At 37.1% G+C, this 16,509-nt stretch carries 14 protein-coding genes; 9 read left to right on the top strand and 5 right to left on the bottom strand.

The features are described 5' to 3' along the window. Positions 1-32 precede the first annotated feature (32 nt). The 3 genes from ABFY81_RS09105 to ABFY81_RS09095 form a co-directional block, all read right to left on the bottom strand. Entirely contained in the window at positions 33-1,469 is a 1,437-nt protein-coding gene (locus ABFY81_RS09105; protein WP_347913585.1) for a diguanylate cyclase, read from the bottom strand. Between the two features lie 174 nt (positions 1,470-1,643). After that, positions 1,644-2,435 (bottom strand): hypothetical protein, encoded by a 792-nt coding sequence (locus tag ABFY81_RS09100; protein WP_347913584.1) that lies wholly within the window; start codon positions 2,433-2,435, stop codon positions 1,644-1,646. A gap of 193 nt (positions 2,436-2,628) precedes the next feature. Next, a complete protein-coding gene (locus ABFY81_RS09095) occupies positions 2,629-3,765 on the bottom strand; it encodes a GGDEF domain-containing protein (RefSeq protein ID WP_346788937.1) in 1,137 nt (378 codons plus the stop codon). A 233-nt stretch (positions 3,766-3,998) separates the two neighbouring features. Between ABFY81_RS09095 and uvrB the strand changes: the two genes are divergently transcribed. The 8 genes from uvrB (at position 3,999) to proB (ending at position 13,537) form a co-directional block, all read left to right on the top strand. Next, the gene (gene uvrB / locus ABFY81_RS09090; protein ID WP_049065914.1) at positions 3,999-6,020 is read left to right on the top strand and encodes an excinuclease ABC subunit UvrB; all 2,022 of its coding nucleotides are present in this window, start codon (positions 3,999-4,001) and stop codon (positions 6,018-6,020) included. Positions 6,021-6,114: 94 nt separating this feature from the next. Next, positions 6,115-6,702 carry a lipocalin family protein gene (locus ABFY81_RS09085; RefSeq protein WP_019457675.1) on the top strand — a complete coding sequence of 196 codons (588 nt, stop codon included), beginning with the start codon at positions 6,115-6,117 and terminating at the stop codon, positions 6,700-6,702. A 107-nt stretch (positions 6,703-6,809) separates the two neighbouring features. Next, positions 6,810-7,757, top strand: coding sequence for an EamA family transporter RarD (gene rarD, locus ABFY81_RS09080; RefSeq protein WP_151789215.1), 948 nt, complete (start codon positions 6,810-6,812; stop codon positions 7,755-7,757). A 216-nt stretch (positions 7,758-7,973) separates the two neighbouring features. Further along, on the top strand, positions 7,974-9,431 hold the full coding sequence (locus tag ABFY81_RS09075; protein ID WP_019457677.1) for a glyceraldehyde-3-phosphate dehydrogenase: 1,458 nt from the start codon (positions 7,974-7,976) through the stop codon (positions 9,429-9,431). A 151-nt stretch (positions 9,432-9,582) separates the two neighbouring features. Then, positions 9,583-10,317 (top strand): MFS transporter, encoded by a 735-nt coding sequence (locus ABFY81_RS09070; RefSeq protein WP_077163209.1) that lies wholly within the window; start codon positions 9,583-9,585, stop codon positions 10,315-10,317. Between the two features lie 11 nt (positions 10,318-10,328). Next, positions 10,329-11,003, top strand: coding sequence for a hypothetical protein (locus tag ABFY81_RS09065; protein WP_347913583.1), 675 nt, complete (start codon positions 10,329-10,331; stop codon positions 11,001-11,003). A gap of 164 nt (positions 11,004-11,167) precedes the next feature. Beyond that, entirely contained in the window at positions 11,168-12,388 is a 1,221-nt protein-coding gene (gene cgtA, locus ABFY81_RS09060) for an Obg family GTPase CgtA (protein WP_019457680.1), read from the top strand. A 15-nt stretch (positions 12,389-12,403) separates the two neighbouring features. Beyond that, positions 12,404-13,537, top strand: coding sequence for a glutamate 5-kinase (gene proB, locus ABFY81_RS09055; protein ID WP_019457681.1), 1,134 nt, complete (start codon positions 12,404-12,406; stop codon positions 13,535-13,537). A gap of 24 nt (positions 13,538-13,561) precedes the next feature. Here proB and ABFY81_RS09050 read toward each other — a convergent pair whose 3' ends face one another. Together ABFY81_RS09050 and ABFY81_RS09045 are read right to left on the bottom strand one after the other, a co-directional pair. Beyond that, positions 13,562-14,218 (bottom strand): HAD family hydrolase, encoded by a 657-nt coding sequence (locus ABFY81_RS09050; protein ID WP_347913582.1) that lies wholly within the window; start codon positions 14,216-14,218, stop codon positions 13,562-13,564. Further along, positions 14,188-15,393: a DUF1615 domain-containing protein gene (locus ABFY81_RS09045; RefSeq protein ID WP_134261971.1), complete on the bottom strand. Its 1,206-nt coding sequence runs from the start codon at positions 15,391-15,393 to the stop codon at positions 14,188-14,190. Before ABFY81_RS09045 ends, ABFY81_RS09050 begins: the two co-directional genes overlap by 31 nt. 82 nt (positions 15,394-15,475) lie before the next feature. Between ABFY81_RS09045 and dusB the strand changes: the two genes are divergently transcribed. Beyond that, positions 15,476-16,501: a tRNA dihydrouridine synthase DusB gene (gene dusB, locus ABFY81_RS09040; protein WP_022575291.1), complete on the top strand. Its 1,026-nt coding sequence runs from the start codon at positions 15,476-15,478 to the stop codon at positions 16,499-16,501. Positions 16,502-16,509 lie beyond the last annotated feature (8 nt).

Here is a 16,509-nt window from a genome sequence, read left to right as displayed (position 1 = left end):
TTTAAATAAAAAACAGGCAATATGCCTGTTTTTTATTGCTGTAATATTTCTTGATAATAGATTTTTTTCTTTTGATACATATGGTGATCTGCGCGTTTTAGCATATCTTCCACCTGTTCATTGTCTTTTGTTGTTGCATGCCCAATAGCAATACTAATTGGGTGACTTGAGTAATATTGATTATCTATATTGAAAAGTTCCTGAATCGTTTGAAGCATCATTAAAACATTCGCTTCGTCTGCTCCGGGCATTAAAACAACGAACTCATCTCCACCAATTCGAGAAGCGGTATAAGCAGTATTTGTGATTGCCTGATTTAGAATATTACCTACACGGCGTAACAACCCATCGCCAATATCATGACCCAGTTGATCATTGGTTTCTTTTAAACCATTCATATCTAAAAAAATTGATGAAACAGGGCGGATAATACTGCGATTTAAACGATTAAGTTCTTCTGTAAAGAATGCGCGGTTATAGAGTTTAGTCAGTACATCATGTTGCCCTAAATATTCGAGATAGTTTTCAGCTTTCTTTCGAGCTGTAATATCTGTGAGTGCAACCTGTACCAGTCCCCATGTCTCTTCATAGCCTGGGAATACGGTAAATTGCAGTAGGACATTTCTAATTTGTCCATCTAATGCATAATTAATTGCTTCACGTTTGTGGTGAATATTTCCTTGCCATAGCTCAATCAGTTGCTCTCTGAAGGTTTCTACCATCTCATCGGCAAAAATTTTATGGGTATTTTTTAGCAAAGTGTTTTTATCAGGTGCTTTAAATAAATCGAGGGTCGACTGATTAACATCTAAAATCAAAATATCTTCGATACATTGACGAACAAATTCAGGATGTACATCTAAAAAAGTTCTAAAATCTTCTATACCTAATAATCTAAGCTGATCAATTCTGTTTTTAATACGACTAAAATCTTCGACCCAAAGAGAAGTGGGTGAGTAAATAAACATTGACTCTGCTAAACGTCTATTTTTCTCTTCTTGACGGAGTGCGTTTTTATAAGGAGTAATGTCTTCAGTCGTAATTAAAATACGGCTAAAGGTAGTTTCAGAACCTGGTAAAATTGCTCCCCGTAGTTGTACATCAATAGGTTTACCATAGAGCGTGTAATTTATAGTAGTACTTGAGAAGTGGGTTTTACCATTCCATAACGCATCGAGTTCATGAATATGGGCTTCAAACATCTCTTTTTTAAAAATAAGATCTAAGTTCGCGCACAACTCTTCTTGGTTTTTTGCTTCAAAAAGTTCTAAAGCTTTTTGATTGACTTTGATCACTTTAATTTTATGGGCACATTCAATAATCAGATTTTTATTTTGGCTTAGAAAATCGTATAGGTTTTCAATCCCTTGGCTTTTCCATAAGTCAAATAACTGTTTAACTTCACTGAAATCCTCAATCCACATTGGAATTGGGGTTAGGTCAAAAATTGAAGAATCTAAAGTTTCCATATGTTTCTTTAAGTATTCAGTTTGTCTCAAAGTATAGTGAGAAAAATTAAGATTTGGAAAGATAAACAGATTAAATCTATTAGAATAATTAAAATAAAGAATATTTAATGTAAGTGAAATAATATAATGAGAAAGCAGAGGTTATCTGCTTAACTCACAAAATGACAAAATAAATTAGCGGTTAATTGGGTGTTCAATGTGTTTTTCACCACGCCACAATTTAATAAAGTCTTGCTCATCGAAATCATAGAGTTCCATAAGAGCAACAATAACACTTACGAAAATCATCGCGCCTTCTGAATTACCATGAATATTGAAAATCTTACCATTGAGCTTACCCAAAATATCACTTAATTCATGATCACGGCCTCTGCCATAACGGTCACGAGGATACAATTCTTCATTAAGTACGATAAGGGCTACCGCTTTTTCAGCATTCGATAAATCTGTTTTATCTAAAGCTTCTTCAAAAGACTCGCTACCATGATTAAAGTAAAAGATGACTTCATCATTAATGAAACTTTGAACCATTTTTTGAGTAAGTGTCGGGAACTGTGAAACAGCGTTTTCTTCGACATATGGTTTAAACGATTCAGGGAAAATTACATTGTGATATATGCCCTTAAAAAGCGGAGCAATTTCAGAAACTTTATAACCTGCGATTCCACATCCTAAAGCAGTCACAAAGTACTTCATTTTAGGATGGTTTTTTGCATAAATTTTAAAGTCTTCAACATAATGCTCGATTTGGGAGAGTGGCATTTGTTGAATATGTTCATTTAGAGTTGGAATTGCAAAGCTTTGTCCAGTCCAGCCACGACCTACGCCTTCAACTGCACCAAAGTGCTGACTAGCAACTCGGGCAGCTCCACTACTGTGTTGCCCGGCAAGATTGCTTCCAAATACGAAAACTGTATCTTCAGGAAGTTCCGTTACAATGCTTTCATCATGATATTGGTATGACATATTCTTATCATTAAATAGAGTATAAGCTCATGTTGCAGTTGATTGCGGGAAGGGTCAATACCTGTTTGCATTTTTCTTTTATATTTTTTATAAGACTGTACTCAATGAAGATGAAAGTTATCAATTTATTTTATAAAGAAGGACTTATAAGAAATTGATATGTTTTTATAGAGTCATAAAGTAAAGGTCTTACTTAAATAACAAAATCACATGAAATTTGATTCCTACCATTTGCTTTAGCTTTATAGAGGAGATGATCTGCACGATGCAAAGCCTGTTCAATGTCCTGTAAGTTTTTTATAGAGGTGAGTCCATAACTTGCTGTAATTCTAATTTTATTATTCGTAAATACAGTTTGTTCTATCAAAGCTTTAAGCCGTTGTGTCTGGTGTAAAGCATCTATTTCATTTTTAGCCGAGATCAAGCAAATAAATTCTTCACCTCCAAAGCGTGCTAATAAGTCATTAGCCTTTTTCTTATTTAATATTATTTCACTAACACCTTTTAAAATTAGATCACCTGTATAATGACCCCATGTATCATTAATTGCTTTGAAATGATCAAGGTCGAAGTATATTAAAAAATAAAAACTATTACCAAAATCTATAACCTTATTTTTTTCAAAAAAACCACGACGATTTAATAAATGAGTAAGCGGATCTTGAAAACGTTCATTATTAAGATGATGAATAACATCTTTGACGGCGCATCCACTAATGACTAGAGCAAATAAAATATTTAAGAGGATGTTGGCTGACATACATAGCAGCCACCATACTGATGAGGTTAAGGTAAACTGACTTTGATCTATAGGCTCTAAAAATATGAAGTTAATTCCAGCTCGAAAAAAAGAATATGAAACACTGATCAAATAAAAAATTAAGATCCATTTATCAAATGATTTAGAGGACGGTAATTTTTTTAGTACATGTGGAATTGTAATAAAACCTACTAAACCCAAAGAAATATTTAAAATAATTAATCGTACCCATATTTGGGGCTGTATATATGAAAAATAGGTCAATATAGCAATCGTACATAAACTAATCGCTAATGCTAATTTGTGCCTAAAAGAAACCTTTAACTTCAGACTAATAGCATAGGCACCGAACCAACTGCCTAATAAATATAAAATTGCTGTGAAAGGAGCTGCTAAAGTAAGTTGTGCATTGTTCATTAAACATTGAGCAAATAATGCAATTGAGGGAATGACATAAGCTAAGCCAATCCATAATAAAAAAAGATCAGCTTTAAAAATTAAGCGGCAAAATGTAAAAGCGAGTCCAATCAAAAACAGGCAACTTGGAACAATTAATATAAAATATTGCATATTGATGGAATTCACAGCAATTTTTTTAAATTTTCATATTTTTGAAAGGCATAGAATAAAGTGTATTCATGTGTAAATTCAAGGTTGAGACTTTAAATTATGAAAATATAAAATTTGAAGATATTCACTATATGTAATCAAAAATCTGATTAAAGTACAGAAAAATGATTGTAAATTTGGCTTATTGACTCCATTAATAGCAAATTACGCATATTTATAAAAGAGAGAGAACTGTGAACGAAAATCAACCTTTCGATTTGGTCACTCATTACCAGCCAGCGGGTGATCAGCCACAGGCAATTGAAAAACTGGTAAATGGCGTCGAAAAAGGTTTTCGTAATCAGTTACTGTTGGGTGTGACTGGTTCCGGTAAGACCTATACCATGGCAAATGTCATTGCCCAAACACAACGGCCAACTATTGTGATGGCGCACAATAAGACCTTGGCAGCGCAGCTCTATGGTGAATTTAAAGCCTTTTTCCCAAATAATGCAGTTGAATACTTCGTAAGTTATTACGACTACTATCAACCAGAAGCTTATGTTCCGTCTTCAGATACGTTTATTGAAAAAGACGCAGCAATTAATGACCATATTGACCAAATGCGTTTATCGGCAACACGTGCTTTGTTAGAACGCCGTGATGCAATTATTGTTGCTTCTGTATCTGCTATTTATGGTTTGGGTGACCCAAATGCTTATATGCAAATGTTATTGCATGTGGTGCAGGGTGACCGAGTGAGTCGAGACGAAATTATTCGCCGTTTGGTTGAAATGCAATATACACGTAATGAGCTTGAATTCTTACGTGGTACCTATCGAATTCGTGGCGAAATTATTGACATTTTCCCAGCTGAATCGGACCAACATGCAATTCGTATTGAGCTTTTTGATGATGAAGTAGATTCAATTCGTTGGTTTGACCCACTCACTGGTAAAATGGTACGCAAAGTACCACGTGTCACGATTTATCCAAAAAGCCATTATGTGACACCAAAAGACAATTTAACACGTGCGATTGATACCATTAAGGATGAACTTCAAGACCAGCTTAAGTTCTTCCGTGAACATGACAAGTTACTTGAAGCTCAGCGTATTGAACAACGTACTCGTTATGATTTGGAAATGATGCAGCAACTAGGCTATACCAATGGTATTGAAAACTACTCTCGTCATTTATCGGGCCGTCCAGCAGGTGAAGCACCACCGACATTGTTTGATTATGTGCCAGACGATGCCTTACTTATTATTGATGAATCGCATGTAACGGTTCCTCAGATTGGCGCAATGTATAAAGGTGACCGTTCACGTAAAGAAAACTTAGTGAATTATGGTTTCCGTTTACCAAGTGCGCTTGATAACCGCCCTATGAAATTTGAAGAGTGGGAGCGTATTGTTCCAACCACTATATTTGTGAGCGCAACGCCCGCTAAATACGAATTGGAAAAGTCAGAACAAGTGGTTGAGCAAGTTGTTCGACCAACAGGTTTAATTGATCCAGAAATTGAAGTGCGCCCAGTACTTACTCAAGTCGATGATGTGCTTTCTGAAATTAATATTCGTAAGAATTTAAATGAACGTGTATTGGTGACGACTTTAACTAAACGTATGGCGGAAGATTTGACGTCTTATTTAAAAGAATATGGCGTTAAGGTTGCTTATTTACACTCAGATATCGATACAGTTGAGCGTGTCAAAATTATTCATGAGTTACGTACAGGTGTATTCGACGTTTTAGTCGGTATTAACTTGCTTCGTGAAGGCTTGGATATGCCGGAAGTTTCTTTAGTTGCTATTTTAGATGCAGATAAAGAGGGTTTCTTACGTTCAGAACGTTCACTTATTCAGACCATTGGTCGAGCTGCCCGAAATGTGAAAGGTAAAGCAATTTTATATGCAGATAGAATTACCGATTCTATGCAAAAAGCAATTGATGAAACCGAGCGCCGTAGAGCCAAACAAATTGAGTTCAACGAGCTACATGGTATTACACCTCGTAGTGCTGTTCGTCAGGTCATCAAAGAAATTGATTCAGGTGAAGTGCTTTCAGATGATCAAATTGATGAGAAGGTATTAGAGCAGGCAAAAGCACTGAGTGCCGATGATCGACATATTCTTTCTGATCCTAAACTGTTTAGTAAACATATTACTAAGCTTGAGAAAGAAATGTTAAAGGCATCGAAAGACTTACAATTCGAGCAAGCTGCTCGCATTCGTGATGAAATTGTTCGTTTAAAAGCGCAAATGTTGCAATAAATGGATACATAACACTACATGATTTGTTTAAAAAACAAGCTACTGTAGATGTTTAAGTTATTTTTGTATTCACAACTAAAAGTTGAGGGCAACAATGGCATTTCGAAAAAATGTTCCGCAAGCCAGTTGGCGCTTGGCAAAAATTGCATTGGGCGGGATTGTTCTGACTGGCTTAGCCGTTGGAACATATGCCTACGCCCAGCAAAAACCGTTACCAACTGTCGATAAAGTTGAATTAGACCGTTATTTAGGTGTGTGGTATGAAGTCGCACGTAAACCAGCTTTTTTTCAAAAAAAATGTGCTTATAACGTATCTGCAACATATACATTAAATGAAAATGGAAATATTGTTGTAGATAACCGTTGTTATGATAATCAAAAACAATTACAGCAATCTATTGGTGAAGCATTTGTAGTGAATCCACCATATAACACTAAACTAAAGGTTAGTTTTTTACCTGAGGCTGTAAGATGGATACCCGTAATTCGTGGTGATTATTGGATTTTAAAACTAGATGAAGACTATCAGACTGTTTTAGTTGGAGAGCCTTCTCGTAAATATCTTTGGGTATTATCTCGAACGCCGCACCCTAAAAAAGAGGTAGTTGATGAATATCTGAATTATGCAAAAACATTAGGATTTGATATTCGAGATATTATTCACTCTGAGCACAAAGAGTAAAAAATTTTGCTTAAGAAAAAACCATGTCTTCACATGGTTTTTTCTTTTGTATAGTGGATAAATCAAGTATTGTATCGCTTCATTTTTATTGAAGTATAAAGAGGTTGGTGATGTTAAAAGGCGTGATTTTCTCTGTCATGGCATCATTAACTTTCGGTGTACTTTATTTCTATACCCAATTACTCGGCCAACTTGATAGCGAGCAGACTTTTGGATGGCGTATTATTGCAACTTTGCCATTTTTAACTATGTTTATGTGGTGGAGTGGTGACTTAAGCCATATTAAAAATATCTATCAGCGTGTTTTGGCAAAACCCACTTTTCTTTTATTGCTCATCACCACCTCTGTGTTGACTTCGGTACAGCTATGGCTCTTTTTATGGGGGCCAATGCATGGCCGTGGTTTACAAGTGTCTTTGGGATATTTCCTTCTACCGCTTGTATTGGTGTTAGCTGGTAGTGTGCTATATGGTGAAAAAATATCAAAATTTCAGTGGGTCGCTATTATTCTGGCCATAGTTGGGGTAGGTCATGAAATTTTTCGCTTAGGAAGTATTGCTTGGGAAACTGCTTTAGTTGCCATTGGTTATTCAGCTTATTTCTTATTACGCAAGAAAATTAAAACGGATAATTTAGGTGGTTTTTGGTGGGATCTTGTGATTATTATGCCCGTAGCGATTTATCTGACACATACAGGTGTATTGCCATATGCTAAATTTATAGATCAACCAACCCTTGCTTTGGTCATTATGGGGCTAGGGGTGCTTAGTGCTATAGGTTTAGGAAGTTATATATTGGCGAGCCGTTTTTTACCCTTAGTGGTATTTGGGTTGCTCGGATATCTTGAACCTGTATTGCTTGCATTGGCGTCGTTGGTTTTAGGTGAAAGTATTGGTCGAGAAGAGTGGTTTACTTATATTCCAATCTGGTGCGCTGTTTTTGTACTTGTTTTAGAAGGTGCTTTTCATCTTTATCAACAGCAGCAAAAAGCCAAAAATTTGCAGTTAAATATCGAAAAATATCAAAAAAGATTAAAAAATGATGCTCATCATTAGAGCATCAGAATCCAAAAAGTAAGAAAAAGCAAAAATTTAGCTGCTTTAAACAATAAGATAATAAAAAATAATTATAGGTATTTTATGAATTTATGATGAATTTTAGGAAAATCTAGCTACTAACGTCAGCTTTTGATTCATTCTTGCCAATAATTCCATTACAATTACGGGGTTTTAAAAATCACGCCTAGATATAATTAATTAGAGGACGTATCTGTGAGCAAAGACACTATCATCGCCCTGCATGCTGAACACCAAGGTCGTTGGAAAAACCGTGAAGAAATCGCGGAACGTATGATTGCATTAATCGGTCAATTATACCGTGAAAAAAATATTGTCGTATCTGTTTACGGTCGCTCTTTAATTAACCGTTCTGTTATTCAAATTTTGAAAACTCACCGTCGTACACGTGTTGTAGATGTTGAGCTTTCTGTTGTAAATACATTCCCAATTTTAGAAGCTTTAGCAAAAGTTGAAAACATTGGTTCTGCAGAAGTTGATATCGGTAAACTTGCAGTTGAATATAAAGAAAAAGGCGGTGATGTTGACGCGTTTGTTGCTCAAGCTGTTGAGTCAATTAAAGGTAGCGCAACTTCTGAACAACCAAAAGACGTAGTTCTTTATGGTTTTGGTCGTATTGGTCGTATCTTAGCTCGTTTAATCATTAGCCAATCAGGTTTAGGTCGTGGTTTAAGCCTTAAAGCGATTGTTGTTCGTAAGTCTTCTGACGGTGACTTGGCGAAACGTGCTTCTTTACTTCGTCGTGACTCTATTCACGGTACTTTCGCTGGTACAATCTCTGTTGATGAAGAAAATGAAGCAATCATTGCGAATGGTAACTTCATTAAAGTCATCTATGCATCTAGCCCAAGTGAAGTTGATTACACTGAATACGGTATTGAAAACGCGCTTTTAATCGACAACACTGGTAAATGGCGTGATGCTGAAGGCTTAAGCCAACACTTGAAATGCCCAGGCGTTGCACGTGTAGTATTAACTGCACCAAGTAAAGGCGAAATGAAAAACGTTGTATTTGGTGTAAATAACACTGACATCTTAGATGAAGACAAAATCATCTCTGCTGCAAGTTGTACAACAAATGCAATCACTCCAATTCTTAAAGTATTGGATGACAAATATAAAGTTCTTAATGGTCACGTTGAAACAGTTCACTCATTTACAAATGACCAGAACTTAATTGATAACTACCACAAAGCTGATCGTCGTGGTCGTGCCGCTACATTGAACATGGTTATTACTGAAACTGGTGCTGCTAAAGCTGTTGCTAAAGCATTACCTGCATTAAAAGGTAAGTTAACTGGTAACTCTGTACGTGTTCCAACGCCAAACGTATCTCTTGCGATTTTAAACTTAACACTTGATAAAGAAGTTGATCGTGAAGAAGTGAACGAATACATTCGTCAAATCTCGATTAACTCTAGCCTTCAAGGTCAAATCGGTTATACCAACTCTACAGAAGTGGTATCAAGCGACTTTATCGGTTCTCGTACAGCTGGTGTATATGATGCTCAAGCAACGATTACTTCTGGTAACCGCTTAACTGCATATGTTTGGTACGATAACGAAGTAGGTTATAGCTGCCAAGTATTACGTATTGCTGAACAAATGTGTGGCGTAAGCTATACAAAAATTCCTGCAGAAACTAACGCTTAATTCTATTTAACGTTAGATAAAATATTGTGACAAAAAGACCCAGTTTAGACTGGGTTTTTTTACAACCGTACAAAATATATGCTGATTATTTTTTAAAAATCAATGAGAATAGGATTTAAGGAACAAAAAGAAATAGTAAAAGGGATTGGAATTGCAGCAGTTTAAAAGATTATTAATCGTCTTCTTTTTCATCATTATCGCGAATATATGTGGTGTACTCATCGCCATTTGGGTTTTCAAGCATTTTAATATTTATATCCCGCTGAAAAACCAAGCTGTAGCGATTGATTTACAAGAACCTTTGCAGGTACAGGTTAAAGTCAAAGATGCCTTAAATGTAGATGTAAAGGGTAGAGTAAATGCGAATATTCCTATTAATGAAAAGTTAACCATCCCTCTCACCCAGACGTTAACCCCACGGGTCTATTTCGATAATATGGTGCCAATTAGTACCGTTATTCCAGTTAAAGAAACATTAAAAGTTGATCAAAGCCTCCCAATAGATACTAAAGTTCAAGTCAGAGTATTAGGTAAGGATATCACTTTGCCATTAAAAGGTAATATTCCATTAAAGCTTGATGTACCTATTGATATTCAAGTACCACTCGATCAAAAAGTTCATTTGAAGTTTGATGCTCCAGTTAAAACAGTTTTAAAAGAAGATCTTCATATTCCTCTAAATGCTCAATTAAAGACCAATATTCCGATTCAAGGTAGTTTGAATGTACCTGTAAAAACTGCTTTAAATGCTTCAGTAGATGTGAAAAATACGTTGCCAGTTAAAATTGAGCATGGTGAGTTAAAAATACCTTTATCAAGTATGAGCCTTAATCGGGTTAAAGCTGATAATGCTACATCTGTACCTGATCAGAACCAGAATAAGTAGGAAGGTGACTTATGCTTGGTTCAATAAAAAGTATGCTCATCAGTTTTTTTCTGATTATGGTGCTCACGGCAATTTTATTCTGGTTTTATTTAAATATACAAGCTTCAGTTGTAGTGTCTGCACATGAGTCGGATATTCGTTTACCTGAGTCATTAGAGACAAAAATTCATGTTGGCAATAATTTGCAGGTACAATCTATAGGTAAACTAGATACCTCAATTAAGATTGATCGTCAGATTTCGGTACCGTTAAAGGGAAGGTATTTGGCTGATTTGCAGTTTGAAGTCGAGACGCCAATTACAGTAAGTGTTGATTATACGACTACATTGAAAGTTGATCAGGTTATGCCTTTGGAAACAACTACCGATTTAATTTACCAAAATAAGTTATTACCTAGATTTCCATTAAAATTAAATATTCCTATTAATCTTGATATTCCATTCCAGTTAAAACGTAGTTATACCATTCCCGTTAAAATTGCTTTTAATGGTCCAGTTTATTTTGAGTTCGATGAGTCGGTAAATTTACCAGTTAAACATCAGTTTAATCCAAGTTTGAAAATTAATGATGCAATGGAAATGGGCAATATCTCAAGCTTTAATGCCATTATGTATAACTCTGTACAGCACACAAAAGCGAATTTAGATATGAAGATGGATTTGCCTTTACGCAATGTTCATCCATAAGGGATCAATGCATAAAAAGCGACTCTGATCAGCTTTAAACTTTTATCAATATCAAAAGATATAGAATAAGACCTAGGAAAGTTGAATTCTCTCGATTTTCTATTCGAGAATTTTATGAAAATATGGCAGAATAGGCGGTTTTAGAGTTTTTAGAGGATTGGCAAATGCGCTTTGTTGATGAAGCAGTCATTACCGTAGAGGCTGGCGACGGTGGCAATGGCGTAGCCAGTTTTCGCCGTGAAAAATTTGTACCATTTGGTGGCCCAGATGGTGGTGATGGCGGACGTGGTGGAAGTATCTATATTCAAGCTGATGATGATACAAGTACCTTAGTCGATTACCGTTACACCCGTAAATTCCGCGCTGAGCGTGGTAAAAACGGTGCAGGTGCTAACTGTACCGGACGTGGTGGTGAAGATGTGGTTTTAAAAGTACCTGTAGGTACAACAATTGTTGATACAGATTCTGGCGATATTATTGGCGACTTGGTTGAAGACGGCCAAAGAATTCTGGTTGCAGGTGGTGGTGAAGGTGGTTTAGGTAATACTCACTTCAAATCATCAACTAACCGTGCTCCACGTAAATGTACGACTGGTATAAAAGGTGAATTTCGTGAAATTCGTCTTGAGTTGAAAGTATTGGCAGATGTTGGCTTATTAGGTATGCCAAACGCTGGTAAATCTACTTTCATTCGTGCTGTAAGTGCTGCAAAACCGAAAGTAGCGGACTATCCATTTACTACTATGGTTCCAAACTTAGGTGTTGTAGATGCTGACCGTCATCGTTCATTTGTAATGGCCGATATTCCAGGGCTTATTGAAGGGGCGGCAGAAGGTGCAGGTCTAGGAATTCGTTTCCTTAAACACTTGGCACGTACTCGTATTCTTCTACACATTATTGATGTGCAACCAATTGATGGTTCTGATCCAGCGCATAATGCAAAAGCAATTATGAATGAGTTGGCTAAGTTTTCTCCTACTTTAGCGAAACTACCAGTTGTTTTAGTACTCAATAAATTGGATCAAATTGCTGAAGAAAGTCGTGAAGAGTGGTGTCAGCACATTCTAGACGAGTTGAAATGGACTGGTCCTGTCTTTAAGACCTCAGGCTTATTAAGCGAAGGAACAAAAGACGTTGTGTATTACTTGATGGATCAGATTGAACAACAACGCGAACGCGAAGTTGAAGATCCTGAATACGCAGCAGAAGTAAGAGCTTTCCGTGAACAACTAGAAGTTGAAACACGTGAACAAACCATTGCGGCAAAAGAAGCATATCGTGCGATGCGTCGAGCACAACGTCTCGAAAGTATGATGGACGATGATGATGATTTTGACGATGATGAAGACGACAATGATGTAGAAAGCATCTACGTTCGTGACTAAAAAATCGAGGAAAACATGATAGAAGTGGTCGATGGGCAACGTAAGCTCAGTGAGTGTAAACGAATCGTTGTTAAAATCGGATCATCTTTACTCACAGCAAATGGGCAGGGGCTAGATCTGGAAGCTATTTCGCATTGGGCGAAACAAATTGCAGATTTACACAATGCTGGACACGAAATTATTTTAGTGTCTTCAGGAGCTGTAGCAGAAGGTATGGTTCGTATGAAGCTTGCGAGTCGACCCACCGATCTACCCAGTCTACAAGCATGCGCCGCAATTGGGCAGATGGGCCTAATTCATACATGGTCTAGCGTGCTTGAAAATCATAGTATTCGAACAGCGCAAGTGTTATTAACACATGATGATTTGGCAGATCGCCGTCGTTATTTGAACTCATGCGATGCTTTGCAAAACTTGATTGACTGGCGTGTTATTCCAGTTATCAATGAAAACGACACAGTCTCTACTGACGAGATTCGTTTTGGTGATAACGATACCTTAGCAGCAATGGTTGCTGGCCAAGTACATGCTGATTTACTGATCATTTTAACAGATCAGCAAGGCATGTTTGACTCAGACCCACGTCATAACCCTGATGCAAAGTTGTTATCAACTGTGCGTGCCATGGACGATGTCTTATTTGAAATGGCTGGCGGTGGTGGACTTCTTGGACGAGGTGGCATGGTCACTAAAGTTCGTGCTGCGCGTTTAGCTGCCAAGTCGGGTTGTCCAACACTGATTGCTAGTGGTGAAAGTGACAATGTATTGTCACGAGTAATGGCTGGCGAAATGTTAGGTACATTATTCACAACAGATAAAGACCGTATGACAGCGCATCAACAGTGGCTTGCTGCGCATTTGCAAACAGCAGGTCGTCTGGTGATTGATGATGGCGCGGTTGAAGCGATTAAATTGAAACACCGTAGTTTACTCCCTGTTGGGGTCAAAACTGTTGAAGGTCACTTTGATCGTGGCGATGTGGTTGAATGCGTTGATAAACAGGGTAAGCGCATTGCAGTTGGACGAGTAAACTTTAGTTCGCGTTCTGCTGAAATCATTAAAGGCTTAGCCTCGGATAAGGTTTATCAAGTACTTGGTGAAGCTCGTTCGCTTGAAATGATCCATCGTGACCATATGGCGATTTATTAAGTTGTGATCAATAAAAAGCTCGCTTTATGCGAGCTTTTTTTGTGGTGTTAATGACGGCAAGATTCGATCTTCACCAACCATAAAAGGATGGGTGGCAAGGCTCAGCATGTCTAAATCTTCTGAAGTATTCCCATAGGCATAAATTTGATAATAATCCTGCAAAGAATATTGTTCATGTATTCTTAACTTCTTTTGTTCATTGCTACAATCTGGAGTTGAATAGTAGCCCGTCATCATGCCATTTTTAATTTGAGTTTCAGTACAAATTAATTCGATATCGAGTAATTTGCAAAGTGGAGCAAGATAGATATCAATTGAAGCTGAAACCAATACTACTTGATCACCAAGTAACTGATGTTGTTGTAACTGTGCGAAGATTTCAGGTGAAAGCGTCGAGACGAGCTCTTGTGCATATTCTTCGCCTAATCTTTGCAGTTCAATGGCTGGAGTATTGCTAAACATACTGCGAAAAAGTTTAGCTCGCATCGCATGGGCGGGATAAAAATTAAGGTAATAGGCTTGAATCCATGGCAGGATTTTCAAGCCTTGCTTCACAATGTGGCGCTTAGATAATGCATAAAAGATGAACCCTGTAAAACTGTCTTTAGTGTACAAGGTTCCATCAAAATCGAACAGGGCGAGGTTTTTTATTATCTTATTCGTTTCGCTCGTTGCATACATGATTCATATCGTCCGTTTACGCGGGTTGCATACCAGTTAGTATTATAGTCACGACTTAGTTTAGGCCCAGAAATTACCACTTGAGGCATAATGGCATAGATCGGTTCTTTGCCAGTTTTAGCCTTGTAGAGTTTAGTTAATGCAATATAAGTTGTTGTACTTTCAAACTTTTTCTCTTTTTCCAACTTCAGATCATCGCGAAGTTGTCTTGGAGTAATTAAAACATTATTTGCAGTAAATAGTTTTATTAACTCTTTTTCTGACTGACTCTGAACTGCGAGTGGATCACCAGATTTATTGTAAAGTAATAAATCACCATCTAAAGTAAGTTTAGTATCAGTAAGGGCATCGAGCATGCTTTGAAAAGCAGCATTACGGCTAGAGTACATACCTGAGTTATAATCGGCAAAACGGTAAATCGCCTTATCATAGTCTGCTGGATATACCATCAAGCGGTGAATACCATAATATAAACCACCATATTGCGTATAAAGATCATTTCTAAGGTCTGCAATATTCATGCTAGAACGCTTATGAGCTTTGGCATAATTAATATGAACTTGCATTGAACCCAGTGTAGTGATTGGATTCATTTTCTCGCCAATATCTTGTCCAACCAGTTTGGCTGCACCCGTTAAAGCACTAACATGATAATGTTGAGTCATAAAATCAAAAATTTGACGATAAAGTAAGTCGAGATCTTTTTCAGTTTTGACTTTACGCATCTGACTCATGTAGTTGTTATCAGGAGAGGGCTGGGTTTTTAATACTTCTTCGAAGTAGCCTGCGACAGTACCACCAACTTTCTCACCAAGTTTGTCTTCAAACTTTTCATTTAAACGGGTACTGACTTCATCGACCGCTTTTTTACCAAGACCTGGTACTACAGGATTGGCAACAAAGTTAGATTCCTGATCTACAATCGCGACAATACTACAAACATTTTGCTTGGTTTTCGGAATTTTTAATTCCTGCATAATATCGTCAATATCTTTGGCCCATGACTCACGATCATGCACGCGCGATGGAATTAACTTTTTAATTTGTTGGCTTTCTAAATCGGGCTCATCATTTTTTGACCACCAGGCTTTATCTCCACAAGCAGCTAAACTCATGCATACGGTGACTACACCGAATGATTTTAATAAAAAACGGGAAGACAACGGTTTGTTCATGGCGAGGAAAGCACCTGCAAAAAAGATGAGCTGATCAAGCGGATGAAGTATACTATGTTGATCATGAATTGTATGAATATATATGTATATTGGTCCCTATCAACTGTCAAATAATTTAATTGTTGCTCCTATGGCTGGTGTAACTGACCGTCCATTTAGAACACTGTGCAAGTATTTTGGTGCGGGTCATGCGGTGAGTGAAATGATGACTGCCGACAAAACTTTGCGAATGACTAAAAAAAGTCTTTATCGTGCGAATTTTGATGGAGAATTGGCTCCTATCTCTGCGCAAATCGCGGGTTCTGACCCAGAACAGTTAGCTGAGGCTGCTCGTTATCAAGTTGCAAATGGGGCACAAATTGTTGATATCAATATGGGATGTCCTGCAAAAAAAGTATGCAATAAATTAGCAGGTTCAGCATTATTACAAGATGAAGACTTGGTTGCTCGAATACTAGATGCAGTTGTTACAGCAGTTGATGTTCCTGTGACTTTAAAAACCCGTTTGGGATTTTTAAATGGCCAAGAAAATATTTTACGCGTAGCTAAACGTGCTGAAGAGGCGGGGATTGCCGCGTTAGCATTGCATGGCCGTACACGTGAAGATATGTATTTAAATACAGCACGTTATGAATTAATTAAACATGTTAAAGAGTTAATCAATATTCCAGTAATTGCCAATGGTGACATTGATAGTCCTGAGAAAGCAAAATATGTACTGGACTACACTGGCGCCGATGCAATTATGATTGGACGGGCTGCACAAGGTCGTCCATGGATTTTCCGTGAAATTGCTCATTATTTAAAAACTGGTGAGCATTTGGCTGCTCCAAATATTGAAGAAGTCAAAGATGTACTTTTAGGACATTTGTCTGAGTTATATCAATTTTATGGTGAATATTCAGGATGTCGTATTGCTCGTAAGCATATTGCTTGGTACACCAAAGGTTTACGTTCGAGTAACGAGTTCCGTCAAAATATGTATAAAGTTGAAACTACTGCTGAACAAGCATTAGTGGTCGAGAGTTATTTTAATCAATTGCTTGCAGAAGGTAATTTGATGAGTGATGTTCAGGTTGAACAAGTTAATTTATTAGCTACTCACTAAAATAAAGC

The organism is Acinetobacter sp. WA-87, from assembly GCF_039938935.1.
GTDB classification, from domain to species: Bacteria; Pseudomonadota; Gammaproteobacteria; order Pseudomonadales; family Moraxellaceae; genus Acinetobacter; species Acinetobacter seifertii.
This window is presented reverse-complemented; position numbering and strand designations above follow the sequence as displayed.

What these genes read in the sequence shown, in the direction of transcription:
- ABFY81_RS09105 (WP_347913585.1), bottom strand. Translation starts at nt 1,469, where the DNA reads ATGGAAACTTTAGATTCTTCAATTTTTGACCTAACCCCAATTCCAATG.
- ABFY81_RS09100 (WP_347913584.1), bottom strand. Translation starts at nt 2,435, where the DNA reads ATGTCATACCAATATCATGATGAAAGCATTGTAACGGAACTTCCTGAA.
- ABFY81_RS09095 (WP_346788937.1), bottom strand. Translation starts at nt 3,765, where the DNA reads ATGCAATATTTTATATTAATTGTTCCAAGTTGCCTGTTTTTGATTGGA.
- ABFY81_RS09085 (WP_019457675.1), top strand. Translation starts at nt 6,115, where the DNA reads ATGGCATTTCGAAAAAATGTTCCGCAAGCCAGTTGGCGCTTGGCAAAA.
- ABFY81_RS09065 (WP_347913583.1), top strand. Translation starts at nt 10,329, where the DNA reads ATGCTTGGTTCAATAAAAAGTATGCTCATCAGTTTTTTTCTGATTATG.
- cgtA (WP_019457680.1), top strand. Translation starts at nt 11,168, where the DNA reads ATGCGCTTTGTTGATGAAGCAGTCATTACCGTAGAGGCTGGCGACGGT.
- proB (WP_019457681.1), top strand. Translation starts at nt 12,404, where the DNA reads ATGATAGAAGTGGTCGATGGGCAACGTAAGCTCAGTGAGTGTAAACGA.
- ABFY81_RS09050 (WP_347913582.1), bottom strand. Translation starts at nt 14,218, where the DNA reads ATGTATGCAACGAGCGAAACGAATAAGATAATAAAAAACCTCGCCCTG.
- ABFY81_RS09045 (WP_134261971.1), bottom strand. Translation starts at nt 15,393, where the DNA reads ATGAACAAACCGTTGTCTTCCCGTTTTTTATTAAAATCATTCGGTGTA.
- dusB (WP_022575291.1), top strand. Translation starts at nt 15,476, where the DNA reads ATGTATATTGGTCCCTATCAACTGTCAAATAATTTAATTGTTGCTCCT.